Origin of the sequence: Pseudomonas nabeulensis, assembly GCF_004682045.1 — a bacterium.
Classification (GTDB): domain Bacteria; phylum Pseudomonadota; class Gammaproteobacteria; order Pseudomonadales; family Pseudomonadaceae; genus Aquipseudomonas; species Aquipseudomonas nabeulensis.
In genome coordinates this window covers 17,149-33,711 of sequence record NZ_QUZT01000071.1, presented here as the reverse complement: position 1 = coordinate 33,711, position 16,563 = coordinate 17,149, and the positions used below count along the sequence as shown (strand labels likewise).

At 59.6% G+C, this 16,563-nt stretch carries 15 protein-coding genes; 7 read left to right on the top strand and 8 right to left on the bottom strand.

Translation table 11 applies throughout. The annotated features are described in order from the left end of the window. Positions 1-149 precede the first annotated feature (149 nt). The 3 genes from DYL61_RS26430 to gcvH all read left to right on the top strand — a co-directional run bounded on the left by DYL61_RS26430 (position 150) and on the right by gcvH (position 3,442). Positions 150-1,766, top strand: a complete 1,617-nt coding sequence (locus tag DYL61_RS26430) for an ABC transporter permease (RefSeq protein WP_135310780.1) — start codon at positions 150-152, stop codon at positions 1,764-1,766. A 156-nt stretch (positions 1,767-1,922) separates the two neighbouring features. Further along, the gene (gene gcvT / locus DYL61_RS26425) at positions 1,923-3,005 is read left to right on the top strand and encodes a glycine cleavage system aminomethyltransferase GcvT (protein WP_135310779.1); all 1,083 of its coding nucleotides are present in this window, start codon (positions 1,923-1,925) and stop codon (positions 3,003-3,005) included. Between the two features lie 53 nt (positions 3,006-3,058). Further along, positions 3,059-3,442: a glycine cleavage system protein GcvH gene (gcvH, locus tag DYL61_RS26420; protein WP_017739062.1), complete on the top strand. Its 384-nt coding sequence runs from the start codon at positions 3,059-3,061 to the stop codon at positions 3,440-3,442. Positions 3,443-3,507: 65 nt separating this feature from the next. On the opposite strand, the gene DYL61_RS26415 is transcribed toward gcvH, so the two are convergent. The 6 genes from DYL61_RS26415 to DYL61_RS26390 form a co-directional block, all read right to left on the bottom strand. Next, positions 3,508-4,650 carry a DegT/DnrJ/EryC1/StrS family aminotransferase gene (locus tag DYL61_RS26415; RefSeq protein ID WP_135310778.1) on the bottom strand — a complete coding sequence of 381 codons (1,143 nt, stop codon included), beginning with the start codon at positions 4,648-4,650 and terminating at the stop codon, positions 3,508-3,510. 165 nt (positions 4,651-4,815) lie between these two features. Next, positions 4,816-5,130, bottom strand: coding sequence for a DUF2388 domain-containing protein (locus DYL61_RS26410; protein WP_003176799.1), 315 nt, complete (start codon positions 5,128-5,130; stop codon positions 4,816-4,818). A 69-nt stretch (positions 5,131-5,199) separates the two neighbouring features. Continuing rightward, entirely contained in the window at positions 5,200-5,646 is a 447-nt protein-coding gene (locus tag DYL61_RS26405; RefSeq protein ID WP_135310777.1) for an NfeD family protein, read from the bottom strand. A 4-nt stretch (positions 5,647-5,650) separates the two neighbouring features. Continuing rightward, positions 5,651-6,571, bottom strand: coding sequence for an SPFH domain-containing protein (locus DYL61_RS26400; protein ID WP_105697226.1), 921 nt, complete (start codon positions 6,569-6,571; stop codon positions 5,651-5,653). Between the two features lie 77 nt (positions 6,572-6,648). Continuing rightward, the gene (locus tag DYL61_RS26395; protein WP_135310776.1) at positions 6,649-8,328 is read right to left on the bottom strand and encodes a GspE/PulE family protein; all 1,680 of its coding nucleotides are present in this window, start codon (positions 8,326-8,328) and stop codon (positions 6,649-6,651) included. A gap of 82 nt (positions 8,329-8,410) precedes the next feature. Continuing rightward, entirely contained in the window at positions 8,411-8,749 is a 339-nt protein-coding gene (locus DYL61_RS26390; RefSeq protein WP_135310775.1) for a hypothetical protein, read from the bottom strand. Between the two features lie 127 nt (positions 8,750-8,876). On the opposite strand from DYL61_RS26390, the gene DYL61_RS26385 reads away from it, so the two are divergent. Then, positions 8,877-9,347, top strand: coding sequence for an Lrp/AsnC family transcriptional regulator (locus DYL61_RS26385; protein WP_105697223.1), 471 nt, complete (start codon positions 8,877-8,879; stop codon positions 9,345-9,347). Positions 9,348-9,438: 91 nt separating this feature from the next. Here DYL61_RS26385 and DYL61_RS26380 read toward each other — a convergent pair whose 3' ends face one another. After that, positions 9,439-10,806 (bottom strand): CYTH domain-containing protein, encoded by a 1,368-nt coding sequence (locus DYL61_RS26380; protein ID WP_135310774.1) that lies wholly within the window; start codon positions 10,804-10,806, stop codon positions 9,439-9,441. 158 nt (positions 10,807-10,964) lie between these two features. On the opposite strand from DYL61_RS26380, the gene argE reads away from it, so the two are divergent. Continuing rightward, on the top strand, positions 10,965-12,113 hold the full coding sequence (argE, locus tag DYL61_RS26375; RefSeq protein ID WP_135310773.1) for an acetylornithine deacetylase: 1,149 nt from the start codon (positions 10,965-10,967) through the stop codon (positions 12,111-12,113). A 135-nt stretch (positions 12,114-12,248) separates the two neighbouring features. Then, entirely contained in the window at positions 12,249-13,550 is a 1,302-nt protein-coding gene (gene argA, locus DYL61_RS26370) for an amino-acid N-acetyltransferase (protein WP_135310772.1), read from the top strand. Between the two features lie 129 nt (positions 13,551-13,679). On the opposite strand, the gene tauA is transcribed toward argA, so the two are convergent. Further along, positions 13,680-14,666, bottom strand: coding sequence for a taurine ABC transporter substrate-binding protein (gene tauA / locus DYL61_RS26365; protein WP_135310771.1), 987 nt, complete (start codon positions 14,664-14,666; stop codon positions 13,680-13,682). Between the two features lie 370 nt (positions 14,667-15,036). Here tauA and DYL61_RS26360 point away from each other — a divergent pair, with 370 nt between their 5' ends. Next, positions 15,037-16,407 (top strand): OprD family porin, encoded by a 1,371-nt coding sequence (locus DYL61_RS26360; RefSeq protein WP_135310770.1) that lies wholly within the window; start codon positions 15,037-15,039, stop codon positions 16,405-16,407. The last annotated feature ends 156 nt before the right edge of the window (positions 16,408-16,563 follow it).

Genomic DNA, 16,563 nt, shown 5'->3' with positions numbered 1-16,563 from the left:
GAAAGCCGCCCATCTGCTGTTTCCTTAACTGACTGGCATTAGGGCTTGCCCCCGATGGCGGTGGACCAGTGACTTATTAGGTGACTGACACACTGTCATCGGGGGCAAGCCCCCTCCCACATTGGGTTTTTCATTACAGAGAACTGACTTTGGCCCACCCCGCCCAACGCCGCTGGTACCTGCCGGTGTTTACCGTTGCCGCCTTGGTGCTGCTGCCGCTGAGCGTGCTGTTGCTGTCCTGGCAAAGCATCGACGCGCAAATCTGGTCCCACCTCTGGGAAACCCAGATGCCCCGTCTGCTGGGCAACACCCTGACCCTGGTGCTGGGCGTCGGCATTGGCGTGACGTTGCTCGGCGTGAGCCTGGCCTGGCTTACCAGCCTTTGCGAATTTCCTGGTCGGCGCTGGCTCGATTGGGCGCTGATGCTGCCCTTCGCGATTCCGGCCTATGTGCTGGCCTTCGTATTTGTCGGGTTACTGGACTTCGCCGGCCCCGTGCAAACCCTGCTGCGTGAGTGGTTCGGCACCGGCCTGCGTTTGCCCCGTGTGCGCTCCACCAGCGGCGTGATCATCGTCTTGGTGCTGGTGTTCTATCCCTACGTTTATCTGCTGGCACGTACTGCGTTCCTGGCCCAGGGCAAAGGCTTGATGGAAGCCGCCCGGGTGCTGGGGCAATCGCCGTGGCAGGCATTCTGGCGCGTTGCTTTGCCGATGGCGCGGCCGGCGATTGGTGCCGGTGTGGCGTTGGCGCTGATGGAAACCCTGGCGGATTTCGGCGCGGTCTCGGTGTTCAATTTCGATACCTTCACCACCGCCATCTACAAGACGTGGTACGGCTTTTTCAGTCTTTCCAGTGCCGCCCAATTGGCCAGCCTGTTATTGCTGGTGGTGATGCTGGTGCTGTACGGCGAGCGCCGCGCGCGGGGGGCCAGCCGCCCTAGCAATGAACGGCCACGGGGCAAGGCGCTGTATCACCTGCGCGGCTTCAAGGCGGCGGCTGCCAGTACATGGTGTGGGTTGGTGTTTGCGTGTGCCTTTGTGATCCCGATGCTGCAACTGGTCGCCTGGTTCTGGCTGCGTGGTCGTTTCGACCTGGATGAGCGTTACTCGGGCCTGATCGTCCACACCCTTTACCTGGGCGGGATCGCGGCGTTGATCACCGTCATCGTGGCGCTGGTGCTGGCGTTTGCGAACCGCCTGGCGCCGACGCGGGCGATCCGCTCCGGCATCAGCCTGGGCAACGTCGGTTATGCGCTGCCGGGCTCGGTGCTGGCGGTGTCGATCATGTTGGCCTTCAGCTATCTGGACCGAGAGTGGGTGGTGCCGCTGTCCGGATGGCTGGGCGGTGCGGGCAAACCGTTGCTGCTGGGCAGCCTTTCGGCGTTGGTGTTGGCGTACTTGGTGCGCTTTCTGGCGGTGGCCTATGGGCCTTTGGAAAACAGCCTGGCGCGCATTCGCCCGTCGTTGCCGGAAGCCGCCCGCAGTCTTGGCGTGAGCGGGCCGCGACTGTTTTGCAAAGTGTATCTGCCGTTGCTGTTGCCGGGAGCGTTGAGTGCAGCACTGCTGGTGTTTGTCGATGTGCTCAAGGAAATGCCCGCGACCCTGCTGATGCGCCCGTTCGGCTGGGACACCCTGGCGGTTCGCATCTTTGAAATGACCAGCGAAGGCGAGTGGGCGCGGGCGTCTTTGCCGGCGTTGACATTGGTACTGGTGGGCCTGTTACCGGTGATCGGGCTGATCCGACGTTCTGCCCGGCAAATCGGTTAGGTGCCAGTCCTACGGCTTGCGGCTACAATGCGCGGCATTCGGTGCGCTTCGTCTTTCGGAGCGGGTCGCTGGACGTGGCTGCAGGCCTTGTAATTCAAGGTGTTCGGCGCGAACAGTAGCTCCGCGCACCTTCGCCAAGCCCGGAAGGAGAAACCCATGGGACAGCGTACGCCTCTGTATGACCTGCATCTCGCCCTCGGCGCGAAAATGGTCGATTTTGGCGGTTGGGATATGCCTCTGCATTACGGCTCGCAAGTCGAAGAACACCATCAGGTGCGACGTGACTGCGGGGTGTTCGATGTATCCCATATGACCGTGATCGATATCACCGGCCCCCAGGCCAAGGAATGGCTCCAGCACCTGCTGGCCAATGATGTGGATCGCCTGCACGGCTATGGCCGTGCACTGTACAGTGCCATGCTCAATGAACAGGGCGGCGTGGTGGACGACATGATCGTCTACCGCACCGAGGCGGGCTACCGGCTGGTAGTCAACGCCGCTACCCGCGACCAGGACATGGCCTGGATGCAGGCGCAATTGGGCCGCTACCAGGTGCAACTGCATGAGCGCCCCGAGTTGGCCATGCTTGCCATCCAAGGTCCCCATGCCCGGCAGAAAATCGCCGAACTGGTCACCCAGTCCCGCAGCACCCTGATTCACCAGCTCAAGCCCTTCGAAGGCCAGGCCGACGGCGACTGGTTTATCGCTCGCACCGGCTACACCGGCGAAGATGGCCTGGAAATTGTCCTGCCTGCCGATCAGGCACCGGGTTTTTTCAACGATCTGGTGGGCGCCGGTATTTCACCCATTGGCCTCGGCGCACGCGACACCCTGCGCCTGGAAGCCGGGATGAACCTGTACGGCCAGGATATCCATCAGGACGTTTCGCCTTTGGCCGCCAATATGGCCTGGAGCATCGCCTGGGAGCCTGCCGAACGCGATTTCATCGGGCGTACTGCCCTGGAAGCCGAATTGGCGGCGGGCGTGCAGTCCAAATTGGTGGGGTTGGTGCTGGAAGAGCGTGGAGTTTTACGCGCTCATCAAGTGGTTCGTATCGCCAATGTTGGCGAAGGGGAGATCACCAGTGGTAGTTTCTCTCCCACGCTAAGTAAATCCATTGCCTTGGCGCGCGTACCGACGGCAACTGGCGACCGGGCCGAGGTGGAAATCCGCGGCAAGTGGTACCCGGTTCGAGTGGTCAAGCCGACGTTTGTGCGCCATGGTAAAACCTTGATCTAACCTATTTCCGGCAGGCCGAAGGCCGCTGACATTTCTTTTTGAGGACACAGACTATGAGCGATATCCCTGCCGACCTGCGTTTTGCCGAAAGTCACGAGTGGGCACGCCTGGAAGCTGACGGCACTGTGACCGTCGGTATCTCCGACCATGCCCAGGAAGCGTTGGGTGATGTGGTGTTTGTTGAGTTGACCGAAGTCGGCAACGTATTTGCCGCGGCCGATCAGGCGGGCGTGGTTGAGTCGGTGAAGGCTGCTTCGGATATCTACTCGCCCGTGGCTGGCGAAGTGATCGCGGTGAACGAAGCCCTGAGTGGCGAGCCAGAACTGTTGAACTCTGACCCGTACGGCGCGTGGATCTTCAAGCTCAAGCCAAGCAATCCGGCTGATCTGGAAAAGCTGCTGGATGCTGCTGGCTACAAGGCCGCCATCGGCGAGTAAACACAGATTCAAATGTGGGAGGGGGCAAGCCCCCTCCCACATTGTATTGCGTCAACGGGGAGTTTTTAGCTCGCTTTCAAGACTGCTTTTACGGCTGCCACCGACCGCTCCACATCCGCCTCTGTCATCGCCGTGAACATTGGCAACGACACAATCAAACGCCCCACCTTTTCCGCTACCGGGAACATGCCTTCCTTGAACCCCTGCGCCCGATAAAGGCTCAACAGGTGGATCGGTGGGTAGTGATAGCCAATGCCGACGCCATGGGCCTGCATCTGCTCCATGAAGGTTGCGCGAGCGGGCAAGCCGTCCTGACGTTCCGGCAGCACCAGTTGGAACAGGTGCCAGTTGCTGTTTTCGAAATCTGCCGGCGGCAGTTGTGCGCCGTATTGCGCTTCAAAGTCCGCCCCGAAGCATTTGAAGTAGTGTCGCGCCAGGTTCTGGCGATGGGCAGTGATCTTTTCGATATGAGCAAACTGCCCCAGGCCGATGGCGGCGGCGATGTCGGTCATATTGAACTTGCCACCCAGCACATCCACATCCAGGCCGTCGAAGCCGGTGCGGGTCACGCCTTGCAGGCGGTACTTTTCCGCCAGGCGCGCTTCTTCGGCGTTGTTCAATACCAGACAACCGCCTTCGGAAGAGGTGATGTTCTTGTTGGCCTGGAAGCTGAACGACACGAAGTCGCCCGTTGCGCCAATACGCTCACCATCCCAGCTGGAACCCAGCGCCTGGGCGGCGTCTTCGATAATGCGCAGGTTGTACTTGTTGGCCAGTGCATAAAGCATTGGCATGTCCAGGGGCAGGCCGGCCAGGTACACCGGGATAATCGCCTTGGTACGTGGGGTGATTGCGGCTTCCACTTGGGTCAGATCGATATTGCGGGTCACCGGATCGATATCGGCAAACACCGGCGTGGCGCCGACTTCCAGGATCACGTTGGCCGTGGCCACCCACGAGATCGGCGTGGTGATCACTTCATCGCCAGGCCCGATACCGGCGATGCGCAAGGCAATCTCCATGGTGCAGGTGCCTGAGTTGAAAGTGCGTACCGGACGGCCGCCAAAGTATTCCGACAACTGTGCCTCGAACGCCTGCACTTTTGGTCCACTGGTGATCCAGCCGGAGCGCAGTACATCACCGACCGCCGAGATGGTGGCTTCATCGATAGTAGGTTTGGAGAACGGCAGGAAGGGCAGTTGGCTCATGGCGACGAAGGCATCCGTTTCAGATTGGCGATGAATAAGAAGCGTATCAGTACCGGCATGGTTGCACGGCTCGACTGAATATAGCCTGTCACCCGTGAATGAATCGTCATCGTGCGGGCAAAAAAATGCCGCTTGGGAAAGCGGCATTTTCCGGAGTATGTGGAATCACTCGGTAACAGCGTTTTTCGCGAGGATGGCGTTGGCCAGCTCCATATCCGTGGCCTGCAGGCCAGGGTTGTCGGCGCGGACTTTCTGCATCGCGGCTTCCAGGTAGGGGCCACGGATACCGCCGTCGCTGGCAACGAAGCTGCCTGCGTCGTCTTGTGCAGCGACGACCAACTTGTGATCCTTGAAGGTCAGGTACGTCGAGCCAGTTGTGGCACCCGACGAGATGACATTGCGCCAGAAACTGTCGGCCATCGCTGAACCGACAGGAAGGGAAAGCACAGCAAGGGTTGCGACAGCATATTTAAGACGCATGATGGGTGACTCCGGTTGGGTGATCTGTACTTTATGATTGTAGTTAGCCCAACCGAGTTCCATTGCCGACTAAACAGTTTCAACCTTCAAAACCACGCCGTTCTGACCAATCACCCGTACTTGAGCGCCTACGGGGCAGTCAGGACCGGTGACCATCCAGACACCATCACCGACTTTAACTTTGCCCCGGCCATCGATAATTGCTTGATGCACCACAAAGGTGCGACCAATCAACTCAGACCCGCGTTCGTTGAGCCCTGGTTGGTCACTGGCCTTGGCACTGCTGCGCTGGCGCTTCCACCAATACACCGCAGTCAGTATCGACAACACGGCAAACAGCAGCAGTTGCCATTCCAGCCCCAGGGGCGGCACCAGAAACTTGATCACGCCGACGGCGGCTGCGGCGATACCCATCCACAACAGGTAGCCACCGGCGCCGAATACCTCAAGAATCAGCAGCACCGTGCCCAGTGCCAGCCAGTCCCAGAACGACAGGTGCTGCAGGAAATCCCACATGGCCTCAGCCTTTCTTGTTGTCGAAGGTTGCCTTGACGATCTCGCCAATACCGCCAACTGCACCGATTACCTGGCTGGCCTCCAGCGGCATCAGAATGACCTTGCTGTTGTTGGCCGAAGCCAGTTTGCCCAAGGCATCGATGTACTTTTGCGCGACGAAGTAGTTGACCGCCTGCACGTTGCCCGACGCAATTGCCTCGGACACCACTTGGGTGGCACGAGCTTCGGCTTCGGCTTGACGCTCACGGGCTTCGGATTCAAGGAACGCCGCCTGACGGCTACCCTCGGCCTCAAGGATCTGCGCCTGCTTCTTACCTTCGGCGGTCAGGATCGCCGACGCCCGCAGGCCTTCGGCTTCAAGGATTTGTGCACGCTTGATCCGCTCGGCTTTCATCTGGCCGGACATGGCGGCCATCAGGTCGGCAGGCGGGCTGATGTCCTTGATCTCGATACGGGTGATCTTGATGCCCCACGGTGCGGTAGCTTCATCCACGGTTTTCAGCAGTTTTTCGTTGATGCCGTCACGCTGGCTGAGCATGGCGTCCAGCTCCATGGAGCCGAGCACGGTGCGGATATTGGTTTGCAGCAGGTTGCGGATGGCATGTTCGAGGTTGTTGACCTCGTACGCCGCCTGGGCGGTGTTGACCACCTGGAAGAAGCACACGGCATCGATCTGCACGGTGGCGTTGTCGGCGGTGATGACTTCTTGTGGAGGAATATCCAGCACGCTTTCCATCACGTTGATCTTGCGACCGATGCGGTCCATGACCGGGATGATGATGTTCAGGCCGGGTTTGAGGGTATTGGTGTAGCGGCCGAAACGTTCGACGGTCCATTGGTAGCCCTGAGGCACCACCTTGAAGCCCATGAACAGGATGGCTACGGCCAAACCCACGAAAAGAAGCAGTACGGTTCCGATCTGCATAACGATTCCCTATCTGATGGTGTCAGTGAAGCGACGGTGGCCGATTGTAACGGTCTCGTCACTGAGTAAGAACGGTTTCACGGCCTGACAATCAAAGGATTTGTTTCAGAATACCCAGGCGTTACCCGCAATACCTCTGCCAGCGTCGTCTGCCCTGCGATTACTTTTTGCATACCGGCCATGCGCAGGCTGCACATGCCTTGCGCAACGGCTGCCTCACGCAGGGCTTGAACGTCGGCACCGGTCGTGACCAGTGCCTTGAGCGTCTCATCCATGGGCATGATTTCGTAGACCCCGGCGCGCCCCTGATAGCCGCTGGTTCGGCATTCTGCACAACCAACGGCTTCAAAGCCGTCACCCGTCGCACGCTTGCAGTGGGGGCACAAAACCCTGACCAAACGCTGCGCCATCACGCCTATAAGCGTAGCTTTGATCAAATAGTGAGCAATCCCCAATTCCTGTAAGCGGCTGATGGCACTCGGTGCGTCGTTGGTGTGCAGGGTCGACAGCACCAGGTGTCCGGTCAGCGCGGCCTGGATCGCCATTTCGGCGGTTTCCTGGTCGCGGATCTCACCGATCATGATGATGTCCGGGTCTTGGCGCAGCAGGGCGCGGATGCCGCTGGCGAAGGTCAGGTCGATATTGTGCTGCACCTGCATCTGGTTGAACGAGGGCTCTACCATCTCGATAGGGTCTTCCACCGTGCACAGGTTGACCTCACGGGTCGCCAGTTGCCTGAGGGTGGTGTAGAGGGTGCTGGTCTTGCCCGAGCCGGTTGGGCCGGTGACCAGGATGATGCCGTCGGTATGACGGGTCATGGCGTGCCAGCGCTGCTGGTCTTCGTGTGACAAGCCCAGTTGGTCGAACCCCTTGAGCAGCACCTGTGGGTCGAAAATCCGCATGACCAGTTTTTCGCCGAACGCTGTGGGCAAGGTGGAAAGGCGAAACTCCACCTCCGTCCCCGTTGGGCTTTTGGCCTTGACTCGGCCGTCCTGGGGTTTGCGTTTTTCCGCCACGTTCATGCGCCCCAGGCTTTTCAGGCGGCTGACCACCGCCACCGTCACCTGCGGCGGAAATTGATAGACATCATGCAGCAGTCCATCGATGCGAAAGCGCACTCGGCCTTGCTCCCGGCACGGTTCGATATGGATATCACTGGCCCGCTGGCCGAAGGCGTACTGCAGCAACCAGTCGACAATATTGACGATATGCGCGTCGTTGGCGTCTGGTTCCTGGCTGCTGGCGCCCAGGTTGAGCGGGTCGAAATGGCCGGGCGCCGCGATCTTCTGGTCGGCACCGCTGACCGATTTCGCCAGTCGATAGAACTCGTGGATGTAGCGCCGGATGTGTTGAGGGTTGGCCACCACGCGCTTGATCGTCCGCTTGAGCACCTGCGCCAGCCCGGCCTCCCAGCCGGTAACGTAGGGTTGGGTGCTGGCGATAGTGACGGTCTGGGTGTCTACGGCCACCACAAGGATGGCGTGGCGTTGGGCAAATGCGTGGGACATCAGCGGCACCACCGCGGCTACGTCGATCTTCAACGGGTCGATGCGCAGATAAGGTTGGTCCGCCTGTCGAGCCAGCCATTGCGTCAGGGTTTCCAGGCAGATGCCTTGGGTGGCGATTTGCTCCAGTGGATGTTGAGCGTCGTCCACTGGCAGTGCGGAGAAGCTTGAAGCCAAATCGGCAGGCACCAGCCCTGCGTCGAACAAGGCGGGCAATAGCTGGCGCAATTCCAATCGTTGATCAAAGGCCATCAAAGTTTTCCCGGGAAAATCGGACGTTCTCCCAGGCTAGCCAGCCCCTGAAAAACCACCTCCCAGTGTGTATTGCAGGTTTTTACCGAGCGATTGCCACCACCGCTTCAAGCCCCACGGCATCAGCCGCAAGCACCTCCAGCGAACACACGCTGATCAGGTTTCGAATCTTTTCGCCGATTACTTGGGCGCGGTGCCAGCTGAGGCCGTCCATCACGATAGTGATGTTGAGCAGGTCTTCTTCGCGGTTCACCAGAACCTCACGAGGGATGAGGAATTGCAGGGCGAAAAAGTTGAGCACCCGGCACAGCACGTCCGGTTCGGCTTCGGCGATGATCTGGTAATGCGCCTGGCAGTGAGCGCTGTTGACGGCCCACACATCGGCACGGGGAGCGGGGAGGGTGGTTTCGACGGCGTGCATGGGAATTCTCCAGATTCAATGGGAGAAATTTTTACATTCGCGACCGGAGATTTCTTATCTAAGATGGGCATTAATCGCGCTTGGATGAATAGAACAATCCAGCATTCACCTATTCAAAGGTATTTTTATGCACAGTGAGTTGGACGCCTACGACCGCCGCATTCTGGCGCTGCTGCAAGAGGACGCTTCTTTGTCTAGCGCGCAAATCGCCGAACAGGTCGGCCTGTCGCAGTCGCCGTGCTGGCGGCGGATTCAACGGCTCAAGGAGGAGGGGGTGATTCGCGGCCAGGTAACGCTGCTGGATCGCAAGAAAATCGGCCTGAACACGCAGATCTTTGCCGAGGTCAAACTCAACGCCCATGGCCGGTCCAACTTCACCGAATTCACCGAGGCGATTCGCGAGTTTCCGGAGGTGTTGGAGTGTTATGTGTTGATGGGGGCGGTGGATTTTCTGCTGCGCATCGTGACGGCGGATATCGAGGCGTACGAGCGGTTTTTCTTTGAGAAGTTGTCGATGGTGCCGGGGATTCAGGAAGTGAATTCGATCGTGGCGCTTTCTGAGATCAAGTCCACTACCAGCCTGCCGGTTTTGCGTTGACAGTGGCGGCCTCATCGGGGGCAAGCCCCCTCCCACATTAGATAGGCGGCGCGGTCAAAATGTGGGAGGGGGCTTGCCCCCGATGGCGGTCTTACAGACGCAGCAAAGTCTTCCAGGCCCGATTCTGATACACCGCAATCGCCTGATGCATCCGCGCATCCAGCGACTCATCGGTGATCGGCTGGTTGGCCAGTTGCGCCAGCTTGTTCAACTCACCGTACAAACGGTCCAGCTCCGGAATTTCCACCACGTGACGCGCATGGTGCAGCCACGCCTGGATGCGTTCGATACGCGGCAGTTGCTCCGCCAGGTCTTCCGGTTGCTGCTGGTAGCGCGGCAGTTGCAGGGCGACGGCATCTTCAGCCAGCAGGCGCGGCAGCCAGTTGGTGATTTGCGCAGCGCCCTGGCGGTCGCCACGCACGTTGCGATTGGCGGTCCAGGTGCGGGCCAGCAGCCAGCGCGAAGCATTTAGTGAGAACAGGCCCCAGCGTACGTCTTCGAGTTCTTCGGCGAATTGTTCTGGCGCGGCTTTGCGGATGTCTTCGTCGTCGTCACCGGCTTGTACCAGTGGGCGCCAGTCTTCCAGCAGGGCATCGAGGGCGCTGCGCAGTTCGCTGGTGGATTGACGCGGTGCGGCCTGGCCGAGGCTGCCGACCAGGGCGCGCAGTTCGCCGAGGTTGTCGACCCAGTCTTGCAGCAGGCGCCAGTGGCCATTGAAGCGGTATTGCTCGGCCAGGCGCTGGCTGCTGCCGAGCAGGTGCCACATGATCGCGGCGAAGGCGTCGTCCAGCGGCATTTCTGCATGGATCTGCGGCGCCGGCAGGCTCAGGGAGTAGCTGCTGGCGTCGTACAGGCGGTAGCCACGCTCGGCCTTGCTGATATCGCACGGCATCAGCGCCAGGGTCGCGGCCAGTTCGGCGGCCAGTTCCAGCAGGGCAGCCGGTTCGCCTTCGCGCAGTTCCAGTTCCAGCTCGCAGATTTCTTCTTTCTGCTTGCCGACCACGACGTGGCCCAGGTCCAGGGCGGCTTCGATAACGACCTTGGCCTTGCCGCGACCCCAGGCGATTTCGGCGCGCTCACGCACGAAGTCGGTGGTGAAGATCGGCTTGAGGGTCTTTTTGTCCAGCTCGGCCAGTTGCTCGGGCCAGCATTCGCCGTCGAGTTTCTTCACGTCGAGCTTGGCTTTGGGCAGGTCCCAGTTGTACTCGTTGCGTTCCGACAAGCCGGCGATGCTTTGGCCGCGGGTCTTGAGGGTCTGGATGATGGCGTCACCGTCCTTGCGCAGGCGCAGGGCGACTTTGGCCTGGGCCAGATCGCGCTCGGGGGTATCGAAATACTGGTTCATCAACTCACGACGTTCCCAGCCACTTTTGTTGCGTTTTTTCAGTAACGGGTGCTCACGCAGCGCGGCGAGTGTTTCGCGGCTGACGCGGAGCTTGATTTCGGTTTCTTTCTGCATGGCCGGAAAATCCAGGATCGGGAGCGCAGCCGGGGAAAAGTGTGGCTGCCAAGGCCGTGCAGTGTACAGGACTGAGCCCGGCAACGTGCCGCAACGGTTTATTGTGTTATGCAGATGGCTCTATAGTGGGGCTCATCCGGGAAGTTGAGGGACCGCGCATGCCGTTACCGACCATGAAAGAGCAGTTCGCCGCACTGATTGCCGCGCCGTCGGTCAGTTGCACCCAAGCGTCTCTCGACCAGACCAACCGCCCGGTGATCGATTTGCTCGCCGGCTGGCTGGGGGACTTGGGGTTTGCCATCGATATTCAGCAAGTCAGCCCCGGCAAGTTCAACCTGCTGGCGAGTTTCGGCAGTGGCCCTGGCGGGCTGGTGCTGGCCGGCCATAGTGATACCGTTCCGTATGACGCGGCACTGTGGAAGACCGATCCGCTCAAGCTGACGGAAGTCGACGGCCGCTGGGTAGGCTTGGGCAGCTGCGACATGAAGGGCTTTTTCGCCCTGGCCATCGAAGCCGTGCTGCCGCTGCTGGACCAGCCGTTCAAGCAACCGCTGCTGATCCTGGCCACCTGCGATGAAGAAAGCTCCATGGCCGGCGCCCGTGCGCTGGCCGAGGCCGGGCGACCGCTGGGCCGTGCAGCGGTGATCGGCGAGCCCACGGGCCTCAAGCCGATCCGCCTGCACAAAGGCGTGATGATGGAGCGCATCGATATCCTCGGCCAAAGCGGCCATTCGTCGGACCCCAGCCTGGGCCACAGCGCCCTCGAAGCCATGCACGACGCCATCGGTGAACTGCGCGGCCTGCGCCTGGCCTGGCAGCGCGAGTACCGCAATCCGCAATTCAGCGTGCCACAGCCGACCCTGAACTTCGGTTGCATCCATGGCGGCGACAACCCCAACCGCATCTGCGGCCAGTGTTCCCTGGAGTTCGATCTGCGGCCCCTGCCAGGCATGGATCCCCAGGTACTGCGCGACGCCATTCGCCAGAAACTCGTACCCTTGGCCGAACGACATCAGGTCAAGATCGACTATGCGCCGCTGTTCCCCGAAGTGCCGCCGTTCGAACAGCCCGAAGACGCCGAATTGGTGCGAGTTGCGGAACGATTGACCGGTCATCGTGCCGAAGCAGTAGCGTTCGGCACCGAAGCGCCTTATCTTCAGCGCCTTGGTTGTGAAACCCTGGTGCTGGGCCCCGGCGACATCGCCTGCGCCCACCAGCCGGGCGAGTACCTCGAAATGTCACGCTTGACGCCTACAGTGCGTCTATTGCGGGAACTGATCGAACACTACTGCCTGAAACCTGCATAAATTAACCCCTGCCTATTCGTACATAGAAGGAGAGCAAGCGTGTCGCCAAGCCTGTTCCGACGATAACCATCAGCCCGCTGTGCGTTTCCGCGATTCATCCTTTTTCGGCTGCTTTTTATTACAGGCCCAGGTGTTATGCCCGAATACGTTAATTGGCTTCGTCACGCTTCCCCTTACATCAACGCTCACCGGGACTGCACCTTCGTCGTCATGCTGCCCGGCGACGGTGTGGAACATCCCAACTTCGGCAATATCGTCCACGACCTGGTGCTGCTCCACAGCCTGGGCGTGCGGCTGGTGCTGGTGCACGGTTCGCGCCCGCAGATCGAAACGCGCCTTGAAGCGCGCGGGCTGATCCCGGCTTATCACGAAGGCTTGCGCATCACCGATGCGGCGACCCTTGAATGTGTGATCGACGCAGTCGGCCACCTGCGTATCGCCATCGAAGCGCGCCTGTCCATGGACATGGCCTCATCGCCGATGCAGGGCTCGCGCCTGCGGGTGGCCAGCGGCAACCTGGTGACCGCGCGGCCGATTGGCGTGCTTGAAGGGGTGGATTACCACCACACCGGCGAAGTGCGCCGGGTCGACCGCAAGGGCATCAACCGCCTGCTGGACGAGCGCTCCATCGTGCTGTTGTCGCCTTTGGGTTACTCACCGACCGGCGAAATCTTCAACCTGGCCTGTGAAGACGTCGCCACCCGCGCCGCCATCGACCTGGGCGCCGACAAGTTGCTGCTGTTCGGCGCCGATATGGGCCTGATCGATGAAAACGGCCGCCTGGTGCGCGAACTGCGTCCTCAACAAGTGCCGGCGCACCTGCAACGCCTGGGTAAAACCAATTACCAGGCCGAACTGCTCGATGCCGCCGCCGAAGCCTGCCGTGGCGGAGTAGGGCGCAGCCATATCGTCAGCTATGCCGAAGACGGCGCCTTGCTCACCGAACTGTTCACCCGGGACGGCGGCGGTACGCTGGTGGCCCAGGAGCAATTCGAGCTGGTGCGCGAAGCGGCGATTGAAGATGTGGGCGGCTTGCTGGACCTGATCAGCCCGTTGGAAGAGCAGGGCATTCTGGTACGCCGTTCGCGGGAAGTGCTGGAGCGTGAGATCGAGCAGTTCAGCGTGGTGGAGCGCGAAGGCATGATCATCGCCTGTGCGGCGCTGTATCAGATTGCGGATTCGGACGCGGGCGAGCTGGCGTGCCTGGCGGTGAACCCCGAGTACCGCCATGGCGGGCGCGGTGATGAACTGCTGGAACGTATCGAGACCCGTGCACGGGCGCAGGGGTTGAAGACCTTGTTCGTGCTCACCACGCGTACCGCCCACTGGTTCCGTGAGCGCGGCTTTGTGCCGAGCAGCGTGGATCGCCTGCCGTCGGCGCGGGCGTCGCTGTACAACTATCAGCGAAACTCGAAGATCTTCGAAAAGGCGCTGTAAACCCACTCATGCAGCCAATGCAGATCAAATGTGGGAGGGGGCTTGCCCCCGATGGCGGTGTATCAGTCACTGATTAGTTGGCTGACACTCCCTCATCGGGGGCAAGCCCCCTCCCACATTTGAAAGCATTTATTCTTTGATAAATTTGTCGGTCACGAACGCCGAATAATCCGGCAGCACCGCCTCAACCTTCCCCTGTTCCTTCAAAAACTTCGCCGTCTCCCCAATCGCCTTTGCCGTGCCGCCTTTAAGCAGCGCATCGGTCTGCTGCGCCGGGGCATCCGGGAACGTGGTACCGGCCAGCAATTCGGGAATATCTGCCGCGTTGGAGCCTGTCAATTTAGCGATTTTCTGCACCGGCTCGGAATCCACCGTCCAACTGTCTTTATGCGCCGCATAGTCAGCAAACGAATCCAGCGTGACCTTGGCAAACTTGGCCACTACGTCAGGATGTTTTTCTGCGAAATCCTTGCGCGCCACCCACACTTCAAACGTGGGTGCACCCCACTGACCCACTTGGGCCGCGTCTGTCAGGGTTTTGCCGGTCTTGCGAATTTCGCCAAGGGCGGGCGACCACACGAAGGCGCCGTCGATATCCCCACGTTTCCACGCCGCCGCGATTTCGGCCGGTTGCAGGTTCACCACTTTGACTTTCTTGGTGTCCAGGCCCCAATGCTTCAACGCACCGAGCAGGCTGTAATGAGAGGTTGAGACAAACGGCGTGGCGATGGTCTTGCCCACCAGGTCTTCGGGTTTGTCGATGCCGCTGGCGTTGCGCACCACCAAGGCTTCAGAACTGTTGATCTGCGCCGATACGATAAACGCGACGATTGGCAGGTTGCGTGACGCCGCTGCGGCAAGGGGGCTGGAGCCGAGGTTGCCGATTTGCACATCCCCCGAGGCGATGGCAGTGACGACTTCCGGGCCGCTGTTGAAACGGCGCCAGGCGATTTTTTCGCCAATGGCCTTCTCATAAGTGCCGTCGGCTTGTGGGACTTTGCTGGGATCGATGCCGGTTTGGTAACCGATGGTCAAATCGGCCGCTTTGACACCAAAAGAAAGTATTAGTGACACAAAAACTGTAACAAATTGACGGGAGGATGTGCGTTTGGCCATGATGGCGTCGCCTTTTTGATCGTGGGTGACGTATGAAACTGTCCGGCCACCCTAATCGATCTAAAAAAGCGCTAACAAATACCCTTTAGGAATTAGCTTATGGGGCGGCTCGTCTACCCTGACCTGTCCGCAGCATGAATGCGCTTATGCCTAAATCGTATGAAAAAGAATGAAACAATTCTTTTTGGGTGTATGAAAAACTCATTACCCTGCAGGGACCAAATCAACTGTGGTTAGACGAAGGTAGTAGACACACAAGGTTACGATTGACTTGGTAGTCACTATCTGGCGCTAATCGCGCATCTGTGGATCGAGGGCGTCAGACCCGAGACCAAAGAAATACAAAAATTAGAAATGAGAGGAGCGGTACATGAAGAAGTCCACTTTGGCTTTGGCTGTAGCTTTGGGCGCAATCGCCCAACAAGCAGGCGCTGCCGGTTTCATCGAAGACAGCAAGGCCACTCTGGGTCTGCGTAACTTCTACATCAACACTGATAACCGTGATGGTCACCCAAACGCCACGTCCAACACTCGCAGCAAAAACGCTGAGTGGGGCCAAGGCTTCGACCTGCGTTTTATCTCGGGTTACACCCAAGGTACCGTTCAATTCGGTGTTGACGCGATCGGCCTATACGGCGTGCGTTTGGATTCGAGCCGCGCTGACCACGGCAACTACACTGGCACCGCTTCTGGCGGCACCATCTTCCCAAGCGACGGCAACAAAGCTGTCAACGATTTCGCCAGCCTGGGCGTGACCGGCAAGGTCAAGATCTCCCAAACCGAGCTGAAACTGGGCACCCTGCAGCCTAAGCTGCCAGTAATCGTGACCAACGATGGTCGTCTGCTGCCGCAAACCTTCCAAGGTGGCCAGATCACCACCAACGACATCAAGGACTTGACCCTGGTTGCCGGCCAGGTCGAAAAAGCCAAGGGTCGTAACTCCAGCAACAACGAAAACCTGTCCATCGCAGGTGCCAACGGCAGCTCGAACTACAACGCTGGCAAGTTCAGCAACAAGTTCTACTACGCCGGTGGTGACTACAAGCTGACCAAAGACCTGACTGCCCAGTACTACTACGGCAATCTGGAAAACTTCTACAAGCAGCACTTCCTGGGTCTGACCCACAACTGGGCAATCGGCCCGGGCGTTTTGAAGTCTGACCTGCGTTATTTCAACAGCTCTGACGATGGTCGTAACGGCGACACCGCCGCTTACTTCACCAGCGGTAACTACAACAATTTCAACGCCGGTAAAGGCAAGGTCGACAACAACCTGTACAGCGGCCTGTTCCTGTACACCGTTGGCGGCCACACTTTCGGTGGTGGTTACCAGGTCAGCAATGGCAGCAGCGACTTCCCTTGGTTGAACCAGGGTGACGGCTCGTCGGCTTACATCACTACCGACATGCAAATCCAGAAGTTCGCCCGTGCCGGCGAGCGTACCTGGCAAGCTCGCTACGCTTACGACTTCGCTAAAGTTGGCGTACCTGGCCTGACGGCTGGCGTCGTGTACCTGAAAGGCAGCGACATCGACACTATCGCCAACAACAACGGTCGTGCTGAAACTACCGGTCAATCCGAGTGGGAACGTGACATCACCGTTGCCTACGTGATCCCGGAAGGCCCGCTGAAAAACCTCGGTGTAGCCTGGAAAAACGCAATGTGGCGTACCGACCTGGCGAACACCCGTTCCCAGGACGAAAACCGCCTGATCGTGAGCTACTCGATCCCGCTGTTGTAAGCCTGTAAAACCTTGCCCGGCGCAACGCCGGGCAAGGTGCACTACATTTCAAGTCGGGCTAAACCCCCGCAAGCCCTTCCTGAACCCCTCTTTTACAGCGTCTCAAGGCCTTCTCGAACCTTGAAGCGGATGGTGCTCCTCGCCCGTTTCCACGTC